Annotated in this window: 19 protein-coding genes; 10 read left to right on the forward strand and 9 right to left on the reverse strand. The window is 73.9% G+C overall.

The features are described from left to right. The gene (locus tag IE096_RS08935) at positions 1 to 1,146 is read left to right on the forward strand and encodes an RNA polymerase sigma factor (RefSeq protein WP_189450934.1); all 1,146 of its coding nucleotides are present in this window, start codon (positions 1 to 3) and stop codon (positions 1,144 to 1,146) included. A gap of 30 nt (positions 1,147 to 1,176) precedes the next feature. Here the strand turns inward: IE096_RS08935 and IE096_RS08940 are convergent, their stop codons facing one another. Continuing rightward, a complete protein-coding gene (locus tag IE096_RS08940; RefSeq protein WP_189450389.1) occupies positions 1,177 to 1,794 on the reverse strand; it encodes an IclR family transcriptional regulator in 618 nt (205 codons plus the stop codon). Positions 1,795 to 1,864: 70 nt separating this feature from the next. Here IE096_RS08940 and IE096_RS08945 point away from each other — a divergent pair, with 70 nt between their 5' ends. Next, positions 1,865 to 2,788, forward strand: coding sequence for a LysR family transcriptional regulator (locus IE096_RS08945; RefSeq protein ID WP_189450391.1), 924 nt, complete (start codon positions 1,865 to 1,867; stop codon positions 2,786 to 2,788). A 54-nt stretch (positions 2,789 to 2,842) separates the two neighbouring features. Continuing rightward, positions 2,843 to 4,387 (forward strand): AMP-binding protein, encoded by a 1,545-nt coding sequence (locus tag IE096_RS08950; RefSeq protein ID WP_189450393.1) that lies wholly within the window; start codon positions 2,843 to 2,845, stop codon positions 4,385 to 4,387. A gap of 41 nt (positions 4,388 to 4,428) precedes the next feature. On the opposite strand, the gene IE096_RS08955 is transcribed toward IE096_RS08950, so the two are convergent. Further along, a complete protein-coding gene (locus tag IE096_RS08955; RefSeq protein ID WP_189450395.1) occupies positions 4,429 to 4,704 on the reverse strand; it encodes a helix-turn-helix domain-containing protein in 276 nt (91 codons plus the stop codon). Positions 4,705 to 4,778: 74 nt separating this feature from the next. Between IE096_RS08955 and map the strand changes: the two genes are divergently transcribed. Further along, positions 4,779 to 5,546 (forward strand): type I methionyl aminopeptidase, encoded by a 768-nt coding sequence (gene map, locus IE096_RS08960; protein WP_189450397.1) that lies wholly within the window; start codon positions 4,779 to 4,781, stop codon positions 5,544 to 5,546. A 43-nt stretch (positions 5,547 to 5,589) separates the two neighbouring features. Here map and IE096_RS08965 read toward each other — a convergent pair whose 3' ends face one another. Continuing rightward, the gene (locus IE096_RS08965) at positions 5,590 to 6,081 is read right to left on the reverse strand and encodes a hypothetical protein (RefSeq protein WP_229820061.1); all 492 of its coding nucleotides are present in this window, start codon (positions 6,079 to 6,081) and stop codon (positions 5,590 to 5,592) included. Positions 6,082 to 6,537: 456 nt separating this feature from the next. On the opposite strand from IE096_RS08965, the gene IE096_RS08970 reads away from it, so the two are divergent. The 5 genes from IE096_RS08970 (at position 6,538) to IE096_RS08990 (ending at position 13,531) form a co-directional block, all read left to right on the forward strand. Then, on the forward strand, positions 6,538 to 9,858 hold the full coding sequence (locus IE096_RS08970; RefSeq protein WP_189450399.1) for an ALF repeat-containing protein: 3,321 nt from the start codon (positions 6,538 to 6,540) through the stop codon (positions 9,856 to 9,858). A gap of 85 nt (positions 9,859 to 9,943) precedes the next feature. After that, positions 9,944 to 10,330, forward strand: a complete 387-nt coding sequence (locus IE096_RS08975; protein WP_189450401.1) for a hypothetical protein — start codon at positions 9,944 to 9,946, stop codon at positions 10,328 to 10,330. Positions 10,331 to 10,431: 101 nt separating this feature from the next. Then, positions 10,432 to 10,953 carry a DM13 domain-containing protein gene (locus IE096_RS08980; protein ID WP_189450402.1) on the forward strand — a complete coding sequence of 174 codons (522 nt, stop codon included), beginning with the start codon at positions 10,432 to 10,434 and terminating at the stop codon, positions 10,951 to 10,953. Positions 10,954 to 11,016: 63 nt separating this feature from the next. Next, complete coding sequence (locus IE096_RS08985) at positions 11,017 to 12,492, forward strand: FAD/NAD(P)-binding protein (protein WP_189450404.1); 1,476 nt, start codon at positions 11,017 to 11,019, stop codon at positions 12,490 to 12,492. A 94-nt stretch (positions 12,493 to 12,586) separates the two neighbouring features. After that, positions 12,587 to 13,531 (forward strand): oxidoreductase, encoded by a 945-nt coding sequence (locus IE096_RS08990; RefSeq protein WP_189450406.1) that lies wholly within the window; start codon positions 12,587 to 12,589, stop codon positions 13,529 to 13,531. A gap of 8 nt (positions 13,532 to 13,539) precedes the next feature. On the opposite strand, the gene IE096_RS08995 is transcribed toward IE096_RS08990, so the two are convergent. From IE096_RS08995 to IE096_RS09005, 3 genes are read right to left on the reverse strand one after another with little or no spacing between them, the layout of a single operon-like run. Continuing rightward, entirely contained in the window at positions 13,540 to 14,202 is a 663-nt protein-coding gene (locus IE096_RS08995) for a methionine ABC transporter permease (RefSeq protein WP_189450408.1), read from the reverse strand. Further along, positions 14,199 to 15,209: a methionine ABC transporter ATP-binding protein gene (locus tag IE096_RS09000; RefSeq protein ID WP_189450410.1), complete on the reverse strand. Its 1,011-nt coding sequence runs from the start codon at positions 15,207 to 15,209 to the stop codon at positions 14,199 to 14,201. The genes IE096_RS08995 and IE096_RS09000 overlap by 4 nt, the downstream gene beginning before the upstream one ends. A 3-nt stretch (positions 15,210 to 15,212) precedes the next feature. Then, positions 15,213 to 16,091 carry a MetQ/NlpA family ABC transporter substrate-binding protein gene (locus tag IE096_RS09005; protein WP_189450412.1) on the reverse strand — a complete coding sequence of 293 codons (879 nt, stop codon included), beginning with the start codon at positions 16,089 to 16,091 and terminating at the stop codon, positions 15,213 to 15,215. Between the two features lie 193 nt (positions 16,092 to 16,284). Here IE096_RS09005 and IE096_RS09010 point away from each other — a divergent pair, with 193 nt between their 5' ends. After that, the gene (locus tag IE096_RS09010) at positions 16,285 to 17,238 is read left to right on the forward strand and encodes a 2OG-Fe(II) oxygenase (RefSeq protein ID WP_189450414.1); all 954 of its coding nucleotides are present in this window, start codon (positions 16,285 to 16,287) and stop codon (positions 17,236 to 17,238) included. Here the strand turns inward: IE096_RS09010 and IE096_RS09015 are convergent. The 3 genes from IE096_RS09015 to IE096_RS09025 form a co-directional block, all read right to left on the reverse strand. Continuing rightward, positions 17,213 to 17,695 carry a DUF6624 domain-containing protein gene (locus IE096_RS09015; protein ID WP_189450938.1) on the reverse strand — a complete coding sequence of 161 codons (483 nt, stop codon included), beginning with the start codon at positions 17,693 to 17,695 and terminating at the stop codon, positions 17,213 to 17,215. The genes IE096_RS09010 and IE096_RS09015 overlap by 26 nt on opposite strands. Positions 17,696 to 17,870: 175 nt before the next feature. Further along, positions 17,871 to 18,560, reverse strand: a complete 690-nt coding sequence (locus IE096_RS09020; RefSeq protein WP_308430333.1) for a response regulator — start codon at positions 18,558 to 18,560, stop codon at positions 17,871 to 17,873. Position 18,561: 1 nt separating this feature from the next. Next, the gene (locus IE096_RS09025) at positions 18,562 to 20,631 is read right to left on the reverse strand and encodes a GAF domain-containing sensor histidine kinase (protein WP_189450416.1); all 2,070 of its coding nucleotides are present in this window, start codon (positions 20,629 to 20,631) and stop codon (positions 18,562 to 18,564) included. Positions 20,632 to 20,754 lie beyond the last annotated feature (123 nt).

Here is a 20,754-nt window from a genome sequence, read left to right on the forward strand (position 1 = left end):
ATGGACGAGGCCCTGCTGCGCGGCCTCACGCCGAGCGTGCTCACCGTCCTCGTCCGCCGCGGAGCCGACTTCGCGGCGGCCGAGGACGCCGTGCAGGACGCGCTGGTCGAGGCGCTGCGCGTCTGGCCCGCCGACCCGCCGCGGGACCCCAAGGGCTGGCTGGTCACCGTGGCCTGGCGCAGGTTCCTCGACGCGACGCGCGCCGACACCGCCCGCCGCCGGCGTGAGGACCGCGTCGAGGAGGAGCCGTCGCCCGGGCCGGCGCCCGCGGTGGACGACACGCTCCAGCTCTACTTCCTGTGCGCGCACCCGTCGCTGACCCCGGCCTCGGCGGTCGCGCTCACCCTGCGTGCCGTCGGCGGGCTGACCACCCGCCAGATCGCCCGCGCCTACCTGGTGCCCGAGGCGACCATGGCGCAGCGGATCAGCCGGGCCAAGCGCACCGTCTCCGGCGTGCGGTTCGACCGGCCCGGCGATGTCGCCACCGTGCTGCGCGTCCTCTACCTGGTCTTCAACGAGGGCTACTCCGGCGACGTCGACCTCGCCGCCGAGGCCATCCGGCTCACCCGGCAGCTCGCGGCCGCCGTCGACCACCCCGAGGCGGCGGGGCTGCTCGCCCTCATGCTGCTCCACCACGCCCGGCGCGCCGCCCGGACCGCGTCCGACGGCAGCCTGGTGCCGCTCGCCGAGCAGGACCGCGGCCGGTGGGACACCGCGGCGATCGCCGAGGGCATCGGGATCCTCCAGGCGGCCCTCGCCCGCGACCGGCTGGGCGAGTTCCAGGCCCAGGCCGCCATCGCGGCACTCCACGCCGACGCGCCCACGGCCGAGGAGACGGACTGGCCGCAGATCGTCGAGTGGTACGACGAGCTCGCGCGCCTGACCGACAGCCCGGTCGTCCGGCTCAACCGCGCGGTCGCCGTCGGGGAGGCCGACGGACCGCGCGCCGGCCTGGCGGCGCTCGCCGCGCTGGACCCCTCCCTGCCCCGCTACACCGCGGTGGCGGCATACCTCCACGAGCGCGACGGCGACCTGGCGACGGCGGCCCGGCTGTACGCCGAGGCGGCCCACAAGGCGCCCGACCTCGCCGAGCGCGACCACCTGACGCGCCAGGCCGCCCGGCTCAACGCCCTCCGACGCCGCTGACGGGTCGCTCTCGGAATTCCCCCGCCGCGCTCAGTGGCGGCCGGCCGCCAGCGTGGTCGCGATGCGGTCGGCGGCTTCCCGCAGGAGGTCGCGGCAGTGGCCGGAGGCCGGGAGGGTCGGGTCCAGGGCGGGGCGCGGGCCGGTGAGACCGAGGGCGCAGGACGTGGGTTCCGGGCCGGGGCAGGGGATCGTGGTGGCCAGGGAGGCCGTCCCGTGCCCGTCCGTGTCCGTGTCCGTGTCCATGGCGTAGACGAAGCGCCCGTCGTGCGGGGCGGCCAGGGCGCGGGCCAGGGCGCCGGTCGCGGGGCGTGTCTCGCCCGTCTCCAGGCGCTGCGGACTGTTGTCGGGGCGGAAGACGTGGTGGACGATCCGCGCCCCGTCCGGGTGCGCCACCGCCAGGCGGACGCTCATGCCACTGTGCGCGGCCAGCTTGTCCGCCCAGTTCATGGCGGCGGCACGCAGGTCGTTGCAGTCGGCGGCGGGCCCGCCGAGCGGGCCGGCCGGCCGGAAGGCGCCGTCCGGCTCCCGCCGGACCAGCCCTTCCGCCTCCAGGCTCCGCAGCAGCGCCGTGACACCGTCCTCCGGGTGCCGGTCCAGAAGCCGCAGCGCGGCGGCGGTGCGGCCGGCGAGTGCTTGGTTCCGGTACATGCGGCCCAGGCTAGGAGGGCCGCCGCCGGACGCGGGTCGGCCGAATGGCCGATTCGGCGAGACTGCCGTCATGGATCTTCTGTCGCTGCGCTATTTCCGGGCCGTGGCCCGCCACCAGCACATCAGCCGCGCCGCCGAGGAACTCCGGGTCGCCCAGCCGTCACTGAGCCGGACCATCATCCGGCTGGAAGCAGAACTGGGTGTTCCGCTCTTCGACCGCCACGGCCGCCGCATACGGCTCAACGAGCACGGCGCGGCCTTCCTGCGCCGCGTCGAGCGGATGCTGGCCGAGCTCGACGACGCCCGGCGCGAGATGGCGGATGCCGCCGGTGACGGCCCGGGCCGGGTCGCCGTCGCCGCCGAGACCCTGGTCCAGCTGGGCGGGGTGCTGGCCGCCCTCCGCGCCCACCGCCCCGGGGTGGGGGTGCGCCTGTTCCAGGCGCCCCCGGAGTCGATGCGGCGCCATCTGCGCTCCGGCGAGGTGGACTTCGCGGTCGCCTCCCAGCCGCTGGCCGGCCCCGGGCTGTGCGCGGTGGAGCTGGTGCGGGAGGAGGTGATGCTGGCCGTGCCGCCCGGGCACCCGCTGGCCGGCCGGGAGCGCGTGGCGGTGACGGAGCTGGCGGACGAGGAGTTCGTCAGCACGCGCCCCGGCCACTGGCAGCGCGCCCTGCTGGAGCGGCTCTTCGCCCGCGAGGGGCTCACACCGAAGGTGGTCTGCGAGGGCGACGAGGCCGCCGCCACGCCCGAGCTGATCGGCGCCGGACTGGGCCTCGGCCTCATGCCGGCCGTCGCGCGGGACACCCTCGGCGGGCGCAGCCCGGTGGTCTGGCTGCGGCTGGACGCCACGGACTGCCACCGGACGCTGAGCCTCGTATGGCGCGAGGACGCCTATCTGTCCCCCGCCGCCCAGGACTTCCGCCGGCTGGCCATGTCGGGCACGGATCATGCCTCCGGGGTCATGAGTTCATGGCGGAACAGGTCGTGGAAGGTATGAGGGGCCACCACTAGCGTCGGGTCCGTCCACCGGTTCCGACGAGGGAGACCAGCGATGAGCCAGCGAGACGACACCCGGGACGACGGTTCCGGCGGCTATGTGGAGGCCGTCCTCGACGCCCTGTCCGAAGGGCCCGGACGACCGGCCGTCACCACCGCCGAGGGGCGGGTGATCAGCGCGGGCGAGCTCCGGGACCAGGTGTTCCGGCTCGCCGGGGAGCTGGCGGAGCGCGGGGTGGCCCGTGGCACGACGGTCACCCTGCTCACCGGCAACACCGCCGAGGCCCTCGTCGCCCGCTACGCCGCCAATCTCGCCGGCGCGCGCGTCGTCGGCCTCTACGAGGGCATGAGCCCGCCGACCATGGCCGAGATCATGGCGAGCGTGGAGTGCGCCCTCCTGCTGGTGGACGACCGGCGGCACGACACCGCCGAGGAGCTGGGGAAGATCGCCGGCGTTCCCCCGATGCTCGCCCTGGGGCCGGCCGGCTTCGCCGAGGACGTCCTGGCCGCGGCCGCCCAGCGGCCCGCCCGGCCGATGGGCGGCCTGGTGGGCCCGGGCGACGACTGGTGCGTCCGGCACACGGGCGGCACCACCGGGGTCCCCAAGGGCATCCGGACCACCCACGGCCCGTACCGGCGGAGCCTGGACCACCGGTTCACCGGCGCCGGCGACCCGTCCCGTTTCCTGGCGTGCACCGCGCTCGCCCATCTCGCGGGCGTCTTCATCGACATGACGCTCCGTCAGGGAGGTTCGGCCGTCCTGCGGCACGGCTTCGAGCCCGGGGACGTGCTGGCCACGATCGAGCGCGAGCGCGTCACCCACACCTGGCTGTTGCCGCCGCTGCTCTACCGGCTGCTGGACCACCCGGACCTGCCCGGCACCGATCTCTCCAGCCTGAGCCGGATCAGCTACGGCGGCACCCCCGCCTCGGCGGCCAGGATGCGACAGGCGGCCGAGGCACTGGGGCCCGTCCTCTACGGCCTGTACGGGCAGGCCGAGGCGCAGCACATCACCGAAGCGGGCCCCGACGAGCAGACGACGACCGGCAGCGGCGGGCATCTGACGGTCGGCCGGGCCGTGCCGGGGGTGGAGATCGCCATCCGGGACCCCGACGGGACGACCCTGCCGCCCGGGGAGCGGGGCGAGGTGCAGGTGCGCACGCCCCAGGTGATGGCCGGCTACTGGAAGCGGCCGGACCTGACGGCGGAGGTGCTGCGGGACGGCTGGGTGCACACCGGGGACGTCGGCTACCTCGACGAGGACGGCTATCTCTACATCGTGGACCGCATCAAGGACATGATCGTGGTCGTCGGGGGCCATGTGTACCCGACGGAACTGGAGGAGCTGCTGCTGAGCCACCCCGATGTCGCCCGGTGCGCGGTCTTCGGCAGCCGGGACGCGGAGTCGGTGGAGCACGTCCACGCCGCCGTGGTGCCCGTGGCGGGGCGGCGGCCCTCGCTGGAGGAGGTCCGGGAGTTCGTCATCTCCCGCAAGGGGCGCCTCTACGCCCCCGAGTCCCTGCATCTGCTGCCCGACATCCCGCTGACGGCGGCGGGCAAGCCGGACAAGCGGCTGCTGCGGGAGCGGCTGGCGGGCTGAGGCCCGCCGGACCGGTCGTCGCACGGCCCGGCGGGCGCGGTCTAGGCCGTCAGTTGTTCCTCCGCCGGGTCCAGGTCCGCGACACAGGCGTCGGCCAGGGTGTCCATGGACAGTCCCAGCGCGTTCGCCAGCGCCGAGATCGTGAAGAACGCCGGTGTCGGCGCCCGGCCGGTCTCGATCTTCCGCAGGGTCTCGGAGGACAGCCCGGCACGGGCCGCCACCTCCACCATGCTGCGCTCACCGCGGGCCTCGCGCAGCAGCTCGCCCAGCCGCTCGCCGCGCTGCCGCTCCCAAGGGGTCAGAGGAGTCCTCACCATGCCCACGATCCTAGTGGGCGTGATACTAATACCGGTATAAGAATTGGTTGATCACCGGTGGGGAGTCAGTGGACATGGTGGAGATAAAGACGGACGCGGCGCTCACGGCCATGCGGGAGGCGGGCCGCGTCGTGGCGCACGCGCTCGCCGCCGTGGAGGAGGCCGCGGCCGTGGGGGTGAGCCTGCGGGAGCTGGACGGGGTGGCCCGTGACGTCCTGGAGAAGGCCGGGGCCACCTCGCCCTTCCTCGGCTACCGGCCCTCGTTCGCGCCCGTGCCGTTCCCGGGGGTGATCTGCGCGTCGGTCAACGACGCCATCGCCCACGGCATCCCCGACGACTACCGGCTGCGCGACGGCGACCTCGTCAGCGTCGACTGCGGCGCGATGCTGGACGGCTGGGCCGGCGACGCGGCGGTCAGCTTCACCGTCGGCACGCCCCGGCCGGCCGACGCGGAGCTGATGGAGACCACCCGGCGCGCCCTCGACGCGGGCATCGCCGCCGCCACCGTCGGCCACCGCGTCGGCGACATCTCCCACGCCATCGGCGCCGTCGCCCGGGCCGCCCGGCTGGGGATGCCCGCCGACTTCGGCGGGCACGGCATCGGCCGCCGGATGCACGAGGATCCGCACGTCCCCAACCGGGGCCGGGCCGGGCGCGGCTTCCCGCTGCGGCACGGGCTGGTGCTGGCCATCGAGCCGATGCTCATCGCGGGCGGCCGCGACGACTACGCCACCGCGGCCGACGGCTGGACCCTGCGCACGGCCGACGGCAGCCGCGCCGCCCACTTCGAGCACACCGTCGCCATCACGGACGACGGCCCGCGCGTCCTGACCCTCCCCTGACGGGCGGGCGGGGGGAGCCGCGCGGGCGTCCTCACCGCCGCCGCTACTTCTTCGCGACGATCTCGACGAGGGTGTAGTCGCGGCCCTGGCCGTCGGCGGTCTTGCCGATCGGCGTCCAGCGGTTCTTGTCCAGCTCGAAGGACTTCTCCTCGGCGCCGGTCACCATGCTGACGTTCACGTTGTAGTCGTTGTTGCCCATGCCGCCCACGACGCGCGGGATCTCCAGGCTCAGGTAACCGGACGCGCCGGTGACGCGGAAGCAGAACCGGCCCTGGCCGACCTTGTCGGTCTGCTTCATGCCCTGGGCCATGATCTCGATCAGGCCGGGCTCGCTGTCGCACGTGGCCAGCATGAGGTGGCCGTCGCCGCTCTTCAGCTTGATGCCGCGCTCCTGGAAGATCTTGTCGGCCTGCGGGTACTCGAAGTCCTCGACGTTGGACGGCGGCATCTCGTCGGCCACGGCCGTGGCCGCGCCGGCCATCACGGTGGCGGCCACGACGGCGCCGGCGGCGAGCGTACGGGTGAACAGACGCATGGATTCGGTTCCTTGCTTTTCGGTCGGCGATGCGATGGGTGAAGGCCGTGCCGCGACTGCGCGCACGGACGCAGGCCCGCCCGGCAAGGAACCGGAAAGTTCGGTCGTACCCCCCAGTGGCGGGCGGACGTCAGCTCTCTGACGGTCCGTCCGCATTCCCCCGTGCTCGGACTGGCGAGCGAGCTATTGATATCACCTGGGCCGCTTGTCCCGGAAGCCGGTCCGGTACCGGTCCTCACCCTCTGACCCGCTCTGCGGCTGTGTGTCATCTCCTCCGGCTTTTACGGAACTTGAGGCTCCACATCCGGATCGAGCCATGTCGGCCGATTCGCTTACGATCATGCGCTGTGTGCCGTGCTGACCGCCGCGCACCCGACAGGCCCGTTTTGGCCTGCGAACTTTCGAGGGGATATGACCGACAAGAGACCGACAGCGGGTCCGTCGCGCGGGGGGACCATGCGCGCGAGACTCATCGCTGTCGCCGCACTGAGCATGGCCGCCACCGTCTTCGGGACCACGGTGGCGGGCGCCGTGCCCGCCACACCGGACGGCCCTCCACTGCCCGAGAACGCCCGGGCCCAGGTCGTCGAGGCGTGGAGCGCCGGTGGCTCGGCGACGAAGGACGCCGCGGAGAAGGCACTGCTCGGCTCCGAGGGCGACATCGCCACGTTCCTCCGGTCGGGCCGGGACCGGGCCCGGGCCGAGGACGAGCGCTTCGCCGTGCTCAAGATGCTGAGCTCCTCGGGTGACAGCGTCCGCGAGGCCGCCTCCAAGGCGCTCAGCGGATCCGACGCGGACATCCACGAGTTCGTGAGGTCCGGTTACAAGGACCCGCTGGAGGAGGACCAGCGCGCGGCCGTCCTCTCGGCGATGAACAACGCCGGGGACGAGGTCCGTGGCGCGGCCGACCAGGCGCTCAAGAAGAACACCGCGGACGCTCTGGAAGCGTTCCTCCAGCAGGGCCTGCCCGAGGCCCAGGAGGAGGACGACCGCTTCCAGGTCCTGAAGGTCATGAACAACGCCGGGCCGGAGGTGAAGAAGCTCGGCGACCGCGCCCTGAAGGGGACGGCGGAGGACCGCCGGGAGTTCCTCGAGACCGGCCAGCACGTGGGCCGGGCCCGGGACCAGGAGAGCCTGACCGTCGCCCAGCTCGCCCAGGTCGCCCAGGACGCGGGCAAGCGGGCCCAGGTGGAGACCGAGGCGGCCAAGGAGGCCGGCAAGCGGGCCGAGGACGCGGCGGAGAAGGCCAAGGAAGCCGCGCTGAAGGCCGCCGAGGAGACCGCGGCGGCCAAGGACGACCTCCAGAAGGCGGGCCAGTCCGCCAACCGCGCCGCCGCGGCCGCCGAGGGCGCCGCCGACGCCGCGCGGACGGCCATCTCCGCCTCGAACACCGCCGTGTCCGCCGCGCGGACGGCCGCGAACGCCGCCCAGGCCGCCGCCTCGGCCGCGGCCGCCGCCGGCCGGGCCGCCGCGCGCGCCTACTCCGCCGCCTCCGCGGCCGCCGGGAACGCGGGCGAGGCCGCCGCGGCCCGGCAGGCCGCCCAGGCCGCGCGGAACGCCGCCGCCGGTGCCCGCACCGCCGCGGACGCCGCCGCCAACGCCGCCGACGCCAGCGCCAAGGCGGGCCTCTCGGGCGCCGCCGCCGCGCGGGCCGCCCGGAACGCCGCCGCCGCCGCGGACGCCGCCGCGAGCGCCGGCAGCGCCGCGAACCAGGCGAGCAGCCAGGCGCGCCGGGCCCGTGAGGCCGCCGCCACCGCCCGGGGCGCCGCCGCCGCGGCGACCGAGGCGTCCGACCGGGCGCAGTCGCTCGCGGCCCGCGCCGCCGAAGCGGCCCACGACGCGCACACGTACGCCAACGGTGCCGCCGACCACGCCGACAAGGCCGCCCAGGCGGCCGACGAGGCCGCCGCGCAGGCCGGCCAGTCCCAGGACTGGGCGGACAAGGCCACCGCGCACGCCAACGCCGCCGCCGAGGCCGCGAAGACCGCGTCCGGCGCGGTGGCGCAGGCGCAGAAGACCGAGCAGCTCGCCCGCGACGCGGAGAAGGCCCAGCTCGAGGCGGACACGCAGGCCGGCATCGAGGACGCCAAGGCCCGCAAGAAGGCCGAGCAGGACGCGTTCAAGCAGGTCAACGACGCACGGAAGCAGTCCGGCGCCGTCGACGACGCGACCAAGGACCTGCTGGCCAAGGCCGCCGCGGCGGGCAAGGACACCAAGTCCGCCGCCCAGCTCGGCCGCAAGGCCGCGGTCAACCTGCTGCGCAGCACCGGCACCTGGACGCGCGGGGCCAGTGAGGCCGCGCTGTCGGGGACGGACAGCGACGTCGTCAGCTGGGTGAGGACGGAGTTCCAGCGGGCCCGGCAGCTGGACAACCGGGACCAGGCCGTCTTCCTCGCCAAGGTCGGCGGGCCCACGCTCGCCGAAGCGGCCCGGAAGGCGCTGGAGAGCAAGGACCCCGGCCAGGTCGACAAGTTCCTCGACGAGGGCGCGTACGACGTCCAGGCCGAGGACTACCGCGTCCAGGTCCTCAAGCTCATGAACGGCGCGGGCGACGCCGTCAAGGACGCGGGCAGCGCGGCCATCAAGGACGGCGGCGTCAAGGCGCTGCACGCCTTCCTCCTGAGCGGCTACCAGGACGCCCTCGAAGAGGACGACCGGGTCCGCACGCTCACCATCATGAACAACGGCGGCGCGGCCGTGAAGGCCGCCGCCCAGGTCGCGATGGCCGGACCCACCTCCATGCAGCACGACTTCGTGACGCGGGTCCAGTACAAGGCCGCCCAGATGGACGCCGACACCGCCACCCACGTCGCCTCCGTGCGGGCGCTGATCGCGAGCGCCGCCCAGGCGGCCGCCACGGCGAACGAGAACGCCGCCCTCGCCTCCGAGGTCGCAGCGAAGGCCCGGGACAGGGCCCAGGAGGCCGGCGAGTGGGCCGACAAGGCGAGGGCCTCGGCCGACGAGGCCAAGGGCTACTCCGCGGAGGCGCAGAAGAAGGCCCAGGAGGCCGACGCCTCGGCGGCCTCCGCGGCGAGCTCCGCGCAGAAGGCCAAGGACGCCGCGTCGACCGCCCAGCGTGCCTCCCGCCAGGCGAACTACTCGGCCAACCAGGCCACGGCGTCCGCCCAGCGGGCGGCCGCGTCGGCCGCCAACGCGGCGGCGTCGGCCGCGAGCGCCCGCCAGTCGGCCACCAGCGCCGGCCGGGACGCCGCGGCGGCTTCCGCCGCCGCGTCCGAGGCCCAGGGCATCGCCGCCGCGAAGTACCAGGCGGAGCAGGCGGCGGCCGCCGCCCAGGCCGCCCAGGAGGCCCGCGAGAACAGCGCCAAGGGCGTCGACCCGGCCGACAACCCGGCCAACGACATGGCCCTCGCGGCCGTCGCCGCCCCGCTGCCCGGCGAAAAGGGCAACGAGCACGAGACGGCTCAGAAGTGGGCGAACTACCTCGGCATCATCGGCACCGTCTCGGGGTTCATCTCCGGCTGGCTGTCCAAGGTTCCGAAGGGCATCCCCTACGTCGGTCAGCTCGCGACGATCGCCGCGGGCGTCACCAAGGGCATCAGCATGGCGGCGGGCGCGGGCAGCGCGTTCCTCAGGTTCTACGCGACGGGCGCCCTCGACGACTCCCTCCGCAGCGCCGGCAACTCCCTCAACGAGTACATGCACGGGCACACCGGCCCCGGCGCGAGCCCCGGCGCCCGTGCCCTGGGCATCGTCACCCGGAAGACGAACGAGGTAGTCGACAGCGTCAAGTCCGGCTTCAGACGGCTCTTCGACTGACCGGTCCGCAAGGCACACAGTCCGTAAGGCACATCACCGAGGGGCCCACCATGTGGGCCCCTCGGTCCTATCCCTGGGGCATCCCATGCACTCCCCCTCGTTCCCCCTGTCCGTCTGGTGGGTCGTCTCCGCCGTCGTGACAGTGATCTACCTCGCCTTCTACGCCCGGCTGATCCCGGACCGGCGCATCACCGTCCGGCTGTGCACCGCGCCGGCCTGGATGGCGGCGGCCGCGGTCGTCCTCACGCTGGTCCGGTGTTTCGACGCGCAGGAGGCGCTCGTCTGCTACTCCGCCGCGCCGCTGGGGCTCGTCCTCGCCTTCGCGGGCCGCGGCAGGACGATCAGGCAGGCGTACCTCGACGGCGCCGGCCGCCCCGGCGTGGACGCGCCGAAACTGACCCCCGGCATGCACGCACAGCTCTTCGGCGCGGTCACGGCCGTGATCGCGCTCGCCGTCTGGCTCTGCGCCTGAGAGTTCCGCGCGTAAGACTTTCGTCATCGGAAATCCGGATCCCGGCCCGCCTCCCCGGCGTTCTCCCCGGTGAGATACGGAACGGCTTCGGGAGGCGGAACATGGGACGCGTGCGGCGACTGCTGGGCAAGAAGGTGGTCATCGGCATTCTGGGCGTCGGGATCCTGCTGGTGGGCGCGGGGACGTACTGGTTCCAGCCGTGGAAGCTCTGGGTGAGCGAGACGGTGCGCGAGGCCGCGCCGACCGCCGGGGACGGGCGCGGGGAGGCGCCGCGCACGCTGGCGACCGGCCGGCTGATCAGCCACGAGCACGCCACGAGCGGCACCGTGCGGATCCTGCGGCTGCCCGACGGCTCGCGCACCCTGCGCCTGGAGAACCTCGACACCAGCAACGGCCCCGACCTGCGCGTCCTGATCACGGACGCCCCGGTGAAGGAGGGCCGGGCCGGCTGGTTCGTCTTCGACAAGGGCGCCCACACCAGCCTCGGCAAGCTCAAGGGCAACAAGGGCGACCAGAACTACGCCCTGCCCGCCGGCCTCGACCTCAACCGCTACACGAGCGTGAGCATCTGGTGCGACCGCTTCGACGTCTCCTTCGGAGCCGCCGCCCTGACCCGTGTGTGAGCACGCATTTCCGCGCCCCCGCCCGGGCAGGGTGAGAGGGCGAACGGGAAAGGGGAGGTGCCCATGGGAAAGGGCGCGCGTGATGTGGTGATCGTGGGAGCCGGGGTCGCGGGAACCAGCGTGTTCCTGTGCCTGGTGCGCGCGCTCGGCCGGGAGAACGCCGGGCGGATGCGGTCCATCCGGATCGTCGACCCCAACCCCGTCGGCTGGGGCCTCGCCTTCGGCGACACCGACCCGCTGCTGCTGTGCAACAGCGCCGCCGAGGTCAACTCCCTCCTCGCCGACGAGCCCGCCGACTTCGTCGCGTACCTGCGGCAGCACGGCTGGACGGGCGAGCCGCGCGACTGCGTGCCCCGGGTGCGGATGGCCGAGTACTGCCGTGACCGCTTCGAGGAGGCCCGCGAGACCGCCGAGGCCCTGGGCGTCGAGGTCACCCACGTACCGGCGGTGGTCGACTCGATCGCGGCCGGTACGGTCCGGCTGAGCACGGGTCAGGAGCTGTACGCCGACGCCGTCGTCGTCTGCACGGGCGTCCACCGCCCCCGCGTCCCGGACGGCTTCGCCGCCTTCACCGGGCACCCCCGCTACTCGCCCGCCCCCTACCCCTCCGCCCGGCTGCGCGACCCCGAGCTGGGGCCGCCGCCCGGAGCGGAGGTCCTGGTCCTGGGCAGCCGCCAGTCGGCCATCGACGCCTCCCTGCTGCTGTGCCGGGAGGGCCACCGGGTGACGATGGCCTCGCCCTCGGGCGTCCTGCCCGCCGTACGGGTCTCGCTGGGCGCGCCCGTGGCGGACTTCCCGTCGCTGGAGGGCCTCGCACGGCTCGCCCCGGACGATCCCCTGCTGGAGGAGAAGGTGCGGCGCGCCGTCGTGGAGGCCGTACGGTCGCTCGACCCGACCCCGCTGCGCCTGCAGTCCTCGTCGGCCGGCGACCCCGTGGCGCGGCTGCGCGAGGAGACGGCGCTGGTGGAGGCGGGCGCGTGCGCCTGGCCGGGGGCCGTCATGGCCGCGCTGGAGGCGGTCATCGAGCTGGGCGCCCGGCTGCCGGCCGAGCGGCGGGCGGCGCTGCTGGAGCGTCATGGCCGGCTCATCGCCCGGTATGCCACGGCGATGACGGTCGTCAACGCGCGCCGGCTGCTGACGCACATCGACTCCGGCGCGCTGCGCCTGGCCGGCGGCTACCCGGACGCGGTGGCCTTCGAGGCGGGCGCCTGGCGGGTGGAGTGGCCCGGTGCGGGCGGGCCGGAGCGCTTCGGCCACGTGGTGAACGCCACGGGCTTCGACCAGCCCCGGCTGTACTGGTCGGAGGACGGCGCCGCCCTCCACCCGGCGGAGCCGCCGCGCCACTCCGGCACCGTGGACTTCCTGGCGGACGACCTGCGCGTGCGGCGGAGCCCCGGGGCCCGGCCCGAGCGGGTGTGGGTGGTGGGCGTCGGAACGCACGTACGGTTTCCGTTCTCGAACCACCTGCGCCAGGTGGTCCGGCAGGCCCGCCGGGTCGCCGGGGAGGTGTCGGGGACGGCGGACGGCACCGCGGTGTGAGGCGGGGCCGCCGCCGGGCGCGCCTTCCCCTCGGGCGCCGGTCGGGCGGCGGACAATACGCTCGCCCGTCCGCGACCGGCCGCCGAGGAGTCGCATGCGCCACAGCCCGCCCCGCTGGACCACCGAGGACATGCCGAGCCTGGAGGGCCGGCTGGCCGTCGTGACCGGCGCCACCGGTGGCATCGGCTATGTCACCGCGCGCGAGCTGGCCCGTGCGGGCGCCGAGGTCGTGGTGACGGGGCGGGACGCGGGCCGGGCGCGGCGGGCGACGGAGGACATGGCGGGCGAGGTGCCGGGCGCGCGGGTGCGTCCGGACCTGCTGGACCTCGCCGACCTGGCCTCCGTCACGGGCTTCGCCCACCGGGTGGAGCACGGCGGTCGCCCGGTCGACCTGCTGGTCGACAACGCGGGGGTGATGGGCGTCCGGCACCGGGCCACCACCAAGGACGGTTTCGAGCTGACCGTCGGCACCAATCACCTGGGCCACTTCGCGCTCACCGGCCGGCTGCTGCCCCAGCTGCTGGCCGCGCCCGCGCCGCGCGTGGTGACGGTCAGCGCGGCGATCTCCCGCAGCGCGATCGCGGAACTCTCCGACCTGCAGAGCACCCGCAAGTACCGGCCCCTGAACGCCTACGCCAAGTCCAAGCTGGCCAACGTGCTGTTCGCCCTGGAGCTCCAGCGCCGGGCCGACGCGGCGGGCGTCGCGCTGACGAGCGTGGCCGTCCACCCGGGCTTCAGCGCGACGGGCCTCCAGCGGCACGCCACCCGGCCCGTCCGCGCGCTGGCCCGGCTGCTGCCGGGGCACTTCGTGGGCCAGTCGGTGGAGTCGGCCGCGCTGCCGACGCTCTACGCGGCGACGGCGGCGGACGTCGCCCCCGCCGGCTTCTACGGCCCGACCGGCCGCTTCGAGACCCGTGGCGACCCCGGCCCGGTGGACCTCCCCGCCCCCGCCGCGAGCGCCGCGCTCGCCACCTGGTTGTGGGAGACGTCCGAGTCCCTCACCCACGTCCGCTACCGCTGGCCGGAGGGCGCTTCCTGACGGGCGTCTCACCGCCTGAGCACCTTGCGGGCCAGGAAGTTGCCCAGCAGCTGGGCGAGCTGCACGAGGAGCACGAGGACGGCCACGGTGACCACCATCACCGAGGTGTCGAAGCGCAGATAGCCGTACGTCATGGCCAGGTTGCCCACTCCCCCGCCGCCGACGGTCCCGGCCACGGCCGAGAAGTCGATGAGGGCGACGAGCATGAAGGTGAAGCCCAGCACCAGGGGTCCGAGGGCCTCGGGGACGAGGACGGTGAGCAGGACGCGCAGGGGCCCCGCGCCCATGGAGCGGGCGGCTTCGATCACCCCGGGCTCGACGGACAGCAGGTTGCTCTCGACGATCCGGGCGACGCCGAAGGTGGCCACGACCGTCATGGGGAAGATGGCGGCCTCGGTTCCGATCATGGTGCCGACGACGCCGCGGGTCACCGGGGAGAGCGCCACGATGGCGATGATGAAGGGGACCGGGCGGATGACGTTGACGAGGGCGCTCAGGACGGCGAAGACCGCGCGGCTCCGGAGGAGGCCGCCCTTGCGGGTGGCGTAGAGGGCGAGGCCCACGGCCGTGCCGAGCACGGCGGACAGGGCCAGGGTGACGAGCACCATGTAGACCGTCTCGCCGGTGGCGTCGACGACCTTGACCCAGAAGGTGTTCCAGTCGGCCTTCATCGGGCCACCACCTCTTCCCCGGCGGTCAGGCGGGCCAGGACGGCGGCCACGTCCCGTTCGGCGCCGCGCAGTGCGAAGGTGACGCCGCCCAGCGTCCGGTCCTGGACCTCGGTGACGCCGGCGTGGGCGATCGTGAAGTCGACGTCGTGTTCGCGGAAGAGCCGCGAGAGGTCCTCGCCGCCGCCCACCGGGACGGTCACCAGCCGTCCCGGGTGGCGGGCGCGGAGCCGGTCCAGGGTGGCGGCGTCGGGTACGTCGTGGAGCGCGGAGCGGACGAACGTCTCGGTGACGGGGTGCGCGGGGCGGGAGAAGACGTCGTGGACGCCCCCGCTCTCCACGACCTTGCCGGCGGCCATCACGGCCACGTGGTCGCAGAGCGAGCGGACCACCTCCATCTCATGGGTGATCAGCACGATCGTCACGCCCAGTTCGCCGTGGACGCGCCGGAGGAGGTCCAGGACCTCGCCCGTGGTCCGCGGGTCGAGGGCGGAGGTCGCCTCGTCGCACAGCAGCACGCCCGGCTCGGTGGCCAGGGCGCGGGCGATGCCGACGCGCTGGCGCTGGCCGCCCGAGAGCTGTTCGGGGTAGCGGCGGGCGTGAGCGTCCAGGCCGACGAAGCGCAGGGCCTCCCCGGCCCGTTCGCGGGCCTCGGCGCGGCCGAGGCCGGAGAGCCGGAGCGGGTAGGCGACATTGCCGAGGACGGTGCGCGAGCGGAACAGGTTGAACTGCTGGAAGACCATCCCGATGGAGCGCCGGACCTCGCGCCGCCGCCGTTCGCCCAGGGCGCCGAGGTCCTGGCCGTCGACGAGCACGGTGCCGGAGGTGGGGGTCTCCAGGTAGTTGACGAGGCGCAGCAGGGTGCTCTTGCCGGCGCCGCTGTGGCCGACGACGCCGAAGACGCTGCCGCGCTCGACGGTCAGGGAGACGCCGTCGACGGCGGGCGCCGCGGCGCCGGAGCCCTTCTTGGCGGCCGGGAACACCTTGGTGACGTCACGGAGTTCGATCACGGTTCAGCCCCGGTCCTGGCGCGTGAGGCGGTCGAGCTCGTGGCGGAGCTCGCCCTGGGGGATGTCGAGGACGTACCGGGCGCCGTGGGCCGACTTCCTGACGGCCTCCTGCACCGTGCGCGAGCGGTAGAGCTCGACGATCTTCCGGATGTTCTTGTTGTCCTTGTCCTTCGCGCGGGCGGCGATGACGTTGACGTAGGGGCGGGCGACGGCGCTCTCGGGGTCGTCGTGGAAGACGGCCTGCTCGATCCGGTAGCCGGCCAGTTCGGCGACTCCGGCGTTGATGACGGACGCGGCGGTGTCCTTCAGGGCGCGCGGGGTCTGCTGGGCGTCGACCGGTGTGATCTTCAGGTGTTTGGGGTTGTCGGTGATGTCATCGGGCGTGCCGTGGATGCCGGCCTTGTCCTTGAGGCCGATGAGCTTGGCCTGGCGGAGGACGAGCAGGGCGCGGCCCTGGTTGGAGGGGTCGTTGGGGATCGCGACGCGCGCCCCGTCGGGGATGTCCTCCACCTTCTTGTGCCGGAGCGAGTACAGGCCCATGGGTGCCACGGAGGTGGAGGTGACGGGCACGATGTCGGAGCCGTTCCGCCTGTTGAACTCGGAGAGGAACGCCAGGTGCTGGAAGGCGTTCAGTTCGATGTCGCCGTCGGCCAGGGCCCTGTTGGGCAGCTGGTAGTCGTCGAAGTTGACGATCTTGACGTCGATGCCCTCCTTCTTGGCCTCCTCGGCGAGGACGTCCCACTCCGGGTCGGCGCCGTTGACCCCGATGCGCACCCGGTCGCCGCCGGCCGCGTCCGACATGCCGCAGGCCGACAGCAGGAGCGCGAGGGCGGCGGCGACGGAGGCCGCGGTGGCGCGGCGGCGGGAGAGGGAGATTCTCATCGGAGCTCATTCCACGAAAGAACGTACGGGGCTTGCTGTGCCGATGATCGTAGGGGCGAAATCCCGCTTCGCCTGGAAATGAAAGGAGGCATTCATGTTTTCGCAATAGAAGCAAGGAAGGCCCGGTCGCGGCGGGAGCTGTGGCGGGAACACCTCCCTTGCCGGGGGCGGCACGCGGCGCTGCAATCGGCTCATGGTGACGACCCGACACAGTCCCCGCCCTCTCAACCACCCGAAGATGGCCACCGGGTTCGACCAGGTCCTTCACGCCCTGCGCGGCCGGAAGCCGCGGCGCGCCGCCGGGCTGCCGGGCGAGCCCCGCTGGCGCGCCGAGTTCGTGGCGAAGGACGCCGAGGGGCCGCGCCTGGGGCTCCAGGACTTCGGCTACGCCTCCCACGAGCTCAGCCGCGGCTACGGCGCGGTGGACGACACGGCGCTCGTCGGGCCGGTGCGCCTCCTCACGCCGGACGGCCTGGCCTGTCTGACCGAGGTGTGCGACCGGCTGGAGAGCTCGGCCGGCACCGCCCGCTTCATCACCACCCGCCGGGTGCGCAACGCCGATCTGATGTCGGCGTTCATCAACAACATGATCCGGGACAAGGGCTTCCTGCTGGCCTGCTCCCGCCTCGCGGGGGTGCCCCTGATCCCGCATCCGCTGCGGATCCCCACCGTGCAGATCAACTACTTCGAGGCCGACGGCCGCGCCGACATCGTCAAATGGCACCACGACGGCATGGACCACGTCCTCACCCTCCAGCTCAACGGCTACGAGGACTACGACGGCGGGCGCTTCCACTACTTCCTGGGCCGCGTGGACGAGTTCACCGGCGCCCGGCAGGGCGATCCCCGGATCCGGGAGGCGCCCTGCGGGGAGCCCGGGGCGGCGCTGTTCCTGCACGGCAGCCGGATCTACCACGCCGTCACCCCGGTGACGCGGGGCCGCCGGGTGACGGTCGTCGTCTCCTTCCTCTGCCCGTACTTCGCCCGCCGGGACTCCAACACCTTCTGGCACCTGGCGGCCGACGACGGCATCCCGGCGACGATCCCGGGCTGGCTCCGGCTGAAGTGGCCGGTGCGGGACCCCGCGATGGACTACAGCCTGCGCGCGGGGAGCCCGGTCGTCACCTGGGAGGACCTGCGGGGGTAGGCGCGTGCCGGGCGACGTACGCGGCGAACGGCTCGATGCCCACCGCCGCGCGCAGCTCGTCCACGCGCTCGGGCTCCTCGCAGGGCCAGGGGACGGGCGAGCCGTTCTCGACCCCGGCGATCTGGGTCCCGTAGATCTGCTTCCGGCCGTCGTTGACCAGCACCCGGTCGCGGAGGAAGGCCAGTTCGCGGGGGCCGGCCGCGCCGGCCGCGACGGCCTCCTCCAGCAGCCGCAGCGCCCTGCGCTGGACGCCGAGCTGCCGGTCGGCGTGCTGGGCGATCAGCCAGGCGGCGCGGGCGGCGTCCGCGCCGACCAGGCCGGCGGTCGGCCAGCCGAGCTCGTCCATGATCTCGGCGAGCCGGTCGCCGTGGCGGGCCGTCAGGCGCCGCCAGGCGAGCTGGTCGGCCGGATCGGCGCTGTTCGCGCGGGGTGCGGTGCGGTGGTCCTCCTCGGCCATCCGTATGAGCTCGGCCGCCAGGGCGGTCGTATCGGGTCGCGTCACGTTCTCTCCCGGGAATCGGGTCGGGGTCGGTCCCCGTAACGCTAGGGGCACGCGCGAGCGTCAAGATCGTTCCGAGGGATGGTGACAGGACCCGCCGTTCGCGACGATAATGGATGTACTCCCCCGGGCCTCATGCCTCCTTTTCCCGCGGCGCGTGCCGCAGATACGCGAGGACGGCGCTGACACGCCGGTGCAGCTGGGGCTCCTCCGCGAGGCCGAGTTTGGCGAACGTGGAGTTGACGTGCTTCTCGATGGTCGATTCCGACAGGACGAGCTCCGCGGCGATGCCGCGGTTGGTCTTGCCCTCGGCCATGTGCCGCAGGACGTCCAGCTCGCGGCGGGTCAGGCAGGCCAGCGGGGCGTCGGCCGCGCGGGTGTGGCTGCCCATCAGGACCTCGACGATGCGGGGGTCGACGACGGAGCGGCCCGCCGCCACCTCGCGCAGGGCGCGCAGGAGTTCGTCGAGCTCGCCGATGCGTTCCTTGAGGAGGTAGGCGAGGCCGTCGGTGCCGCGCCGGAACAGGTCGAAGGCGTAGTTCTCGTCGGCGTGCTGGGAGAGCATGACGACGCCGATGCCGGGGTGGCCGGCGCGGATGGCGTGGGCGGCGGTGATGCCCTCGGTGTGGTGGCCGGGCGGCATGCGGATGTCGGCGATGACCGCCTCGGGGCGGAGCGCCTCGACGGCGTCGAGGAGCTCCGCCGCGTCGCCGACCGCCGAGACGACGGAGACGTCGCCGGTGTCCTCCAGCAGCCGGCGGGTGCCCTCGCGCACCAGGTAGTGGTCCTCGGCGATGACGACGCGCATCGGTCCCTCCGTCACCTCAGTCAACGGTCTCCTCTTCTCTGAGCCTCTCGGCCAGCCGGGAGCGGATCGTGGTGCCGCCACCGGCACGGCTGGTGATCCGCAGGTCCCCGCCGACCGCCTCGATGCGGTCCCGCATGCCCGTCAGCCCCGAGCCCCCGGTGGTGTCGCAGGGGAAGCCCACGCCGTCGTCGACGACCTCCACCACCAGCCAGCCGTCCGCGCGCGATATGCCGATCGTCACCCGGCCGGCCCGGGCGTGCTTGAGGACGTTCGTCAGCGCCTCCGAGACCAGGTAGAACGCCGACTCCTCGATGTCCAGGGCGAAGCGCACCCGGTCCAGGGACTCGTCGACGCGCACGGTGACGGGGATCGGCATCCGCCGGGCCCGGGAGGTGACGGCCGCGACCAGGCCCTGGTCGGTGAGGACGGGCGGGTGGATGCCGTGGGCGACCTCGCGGAGCTCGTCGATGACGCGGTAGGCGTCGTCCTGCACCTCGGTGAGCACGGCGTCGACGTCGCCCCCGCGGCCCAGCCGGTTGCGGGCCAGGCGCAGTTTGGCGACGAGGGCCACGAGGTCCTGCTGGATGCCGTCGTGCAGCCGCCGTTCGATGCGGCGGCGTTCGCTGTCCTGGGCGTGGACGATCCGGGCGCGGGAGGCGTCCAGCTCGCCCGCCTGGCGCTGCACCTCCCGGACGCGGGTGGAGAGTTCGGCGGCCAGGCGCGCGTTGTGGACGGCGAGGGCGGCCTGCCGGGCCAGGGTCTCCACCAGGTCGTGGTCCTCGGGGGTGAAGCGGCCCTCGGCCTTGGGCCCGTACTCGATCAGGCCGAGGACGTCGTTGCCGTAGCGCAGCGGGAAGCCGCCCCCGGGGCCGGCCGGGCGGCCCCGGCCGGGGGGTTCGCCGGCCGTGCCCAGGTGGACGGGCAGGTCCCCGCCGCCGAGCCGGACGCGGGTCCAGCTCAGGGCGAGCCCCTGCTGGAGGCCGGCCGCGAGCTGGGGCGCCAACCGGCTGAGGTCGTAGGCGTGTTCGAGGGCGCTGCCGAACTGGACGAGCAGTTCGAAGCCGCTCAGCCGCTCGCCGAAGACCCGCCGCTGGGCGAGCCGGTTCAGCCGCTCCCGCACGGGCTGGAACAGGGCGGTCGCGGTGACCGCGACCAGCACGGACAGCCCGATGGGGAAGTACTGCCCGGCCGTCAGCCCGAGCGTCATCGCCATGCCCAGGTACCAGCCGCTGATGATCAGCCACAGGGTGCCGTAGACGACCGAGCGCCGGATGACGATGTCGACGCCCAGCAGACGGTAGCGGAAGGCGGCGTAGACGACGGACAGGGAGATCAGCACATAGGGCAGGGCCCCGAGCGCCGAACCGACGAGGTAGAGGACGCCCGTCTCGCCGTGCCAGGGCCGGAACAGCCGCGAGGCGCCCCGGCCGAGGAAGAGGACGGCGGCCACGGCGGCGACGGGCAGCACCCCGGCGAGGTCCCGGTCCCCTGCGGCCCGCCCGCGCAGGGCGCGCAGCACCAGCAGCGCGGCGCCCACGCCGGGCAGCCAGGCCTCGGGGTAGTAGAAGACCACGTACTCCACGACCCGCGTGGGCACGCCCGCCAGCGGCAGGAGGAACGGCAGGGCCAGCAGCGCCCACAGCGAGCGGAGCACGGGGCGTTCGTAGCGGAACCGGGGGCGGCCGTCGGGCAGCAGGGCGAGCAGGTGGACGACGAGGATGCTGACGGCGAGGTTGTCCCACTCGGTGGGCAGGACGAGGCAGGACGCCGTCAGGGACGGCAGGCCGTTCTCGGGCGCGGTGAGGTCCCAGCCGAACGAGGTCGTCAGCAGCGCCGACGTACAGCGGATGCCGATGCTCACCGCCAGCGCCGCGCCGATCAGCAGCAGCCGGCGGGCGACCGGGCTCGCGGGGGCGTGCCACCACGCGAACAGCCCGGCGCAGTAGCACGGGAGGACGGAACCGAGGATCCACGGCAGGGTGACGGTGTTGTTCCGCAGCAGAAACGCTCCGGTGGTCACCGCCCACAGCAGGCACAGCCCGCCGGAGAACGCGGCGATCTGTATCGCACGGCCGTTACCCCTCACACGCACCCCTCACGCGCGACATTATCGGGGGCGCCCAGGTGCCAGTCCAGACGATCCCGTTCGGCGCGTATAGCGGAAAACCCCCAGTGGGATCGGAGGATTCCGGGGTACGCACGACGGTCC

Source organism: Streptomyces abikoensis, from assembly GCF_014648775.1.
Taxonomy (GTDB): Bacteria; Actinomycetota; Actinomycetes; order Streptomycetales; family Streptomycetaceae; genus Streptomyces; species Streptomyces abikoensis.

Bases quoted from the DNA above. Each gene is read 5' to 3' on its own strand.
- IE096_RS08990 (WP_189450406.1), top strand. From the start codon at position 12,587: ATGCGCCACAGCCCGCCCCGCTGGACCACCGAGGACATGCCGAGCCTG.
- map (WP_189450397.1), top strand. From the start codon at position 4,779: ATGGTGGAGATAAAGACGGACGCGGCGCTCACGGCCATGCGGGAGGCG.
- IE096_RS08965 (WP_229820061.1), bottom strand. From the start codon at position 6,081: ATGCGTCTGTTCACCCGTACGCTCGCCGCCGGCGCCGTCGTGGCCGCC.
- IE096_RS09015 (WP_189450938.1), bottom strand. From the start codon at position 17,695: ATGGCCGAGGAGGACCACCGCACCGCACCCCGCGCGAACAGCGCCGAT.
- IE096_RS08940 (WP_189450389.1), bottom strand. From the start codon at position 1,794: ATGTACCGGAACCAAGCACTCGCCGGCCGCACCGCCGCCGCGCTGCGG.
- IE096_RS08985 (WP_189450404.1), top strand. From the start codon at position 11,017: ATGGGAAAGGGCGCGCGTGATGTGGTGATCGTGGGAGCCGGGGTCGCG.
- IE096_RS08945 (WP_189450391.1), top strand. From the start codon at position 1,865: ATGGATCTTCTGTCGCTGCGCTATTTCCGGGCCGTGGCCCGCCACCAG.
- IE096_RS08935 (WP_189450934.1), top strand. From the start codon at position 1: ATGGACGAGGCCCTGCTGCGCGGCCTCACGCCGAGCGTGCTCACCGTC.
- IE096_RS08955 (WP_189450395.1), bottom strand. From the start codon at position 4,704: ATGGTGAGGACTCCTCTGACCCCTTGGGAGCGGCAGCGCGGCGAGCGG.
- IE096_RS08950 (WP_189450393.1), top strand. From the start codon at position 2,843: ATGAGCCAGCGAGACGACACCCGGGACGACGGTTCCGGCGGCTATGTG.
- IE096_RS08980 (WP_189450402.1), top strand. From the start codon at position 10,432: ATGGGACGCGTGCGGCGACTGCTGGGCAAGAAGGTGGTCATCGGCATT.
- IE096_RS09005 (WP_189450412.1), bottom strand. From the start codon at position 16,091: ATGAGAATCTCCCTCTCCCGCCGCCGCGCCACCGCGGCCTCCGTCGCC.
- IE096_RS08995 (WP_189450408.1), bottom strand. From the start codon at position 14,202: ATGAAGGCCGACTGGAACACCTTCTGGGTCAAGGTCGTCGACGCCACC.
- IE096_RS09010 (WP_189450414.1), top strand. From the start codon at position 16,285: ATGGTGACGACCCGACACAGTCCCCGCCCTCTCAACCACCCGAAGATG.
- IE096_RS08975 (WP_189450401.1), top strand. From the start codon at position 9,944: ATGCACTCCCCCTCGTTCCCCCTGTCCGTCTGGTGGGTCGTCTCCGCC.
- IE096_RS08970 (WP_189450399.1), top strand. From the start codon at position 6,538: ATGCGCGCGAGACTCATCGCTGTCGCCGCACTGAGCATGGCCGCCACC.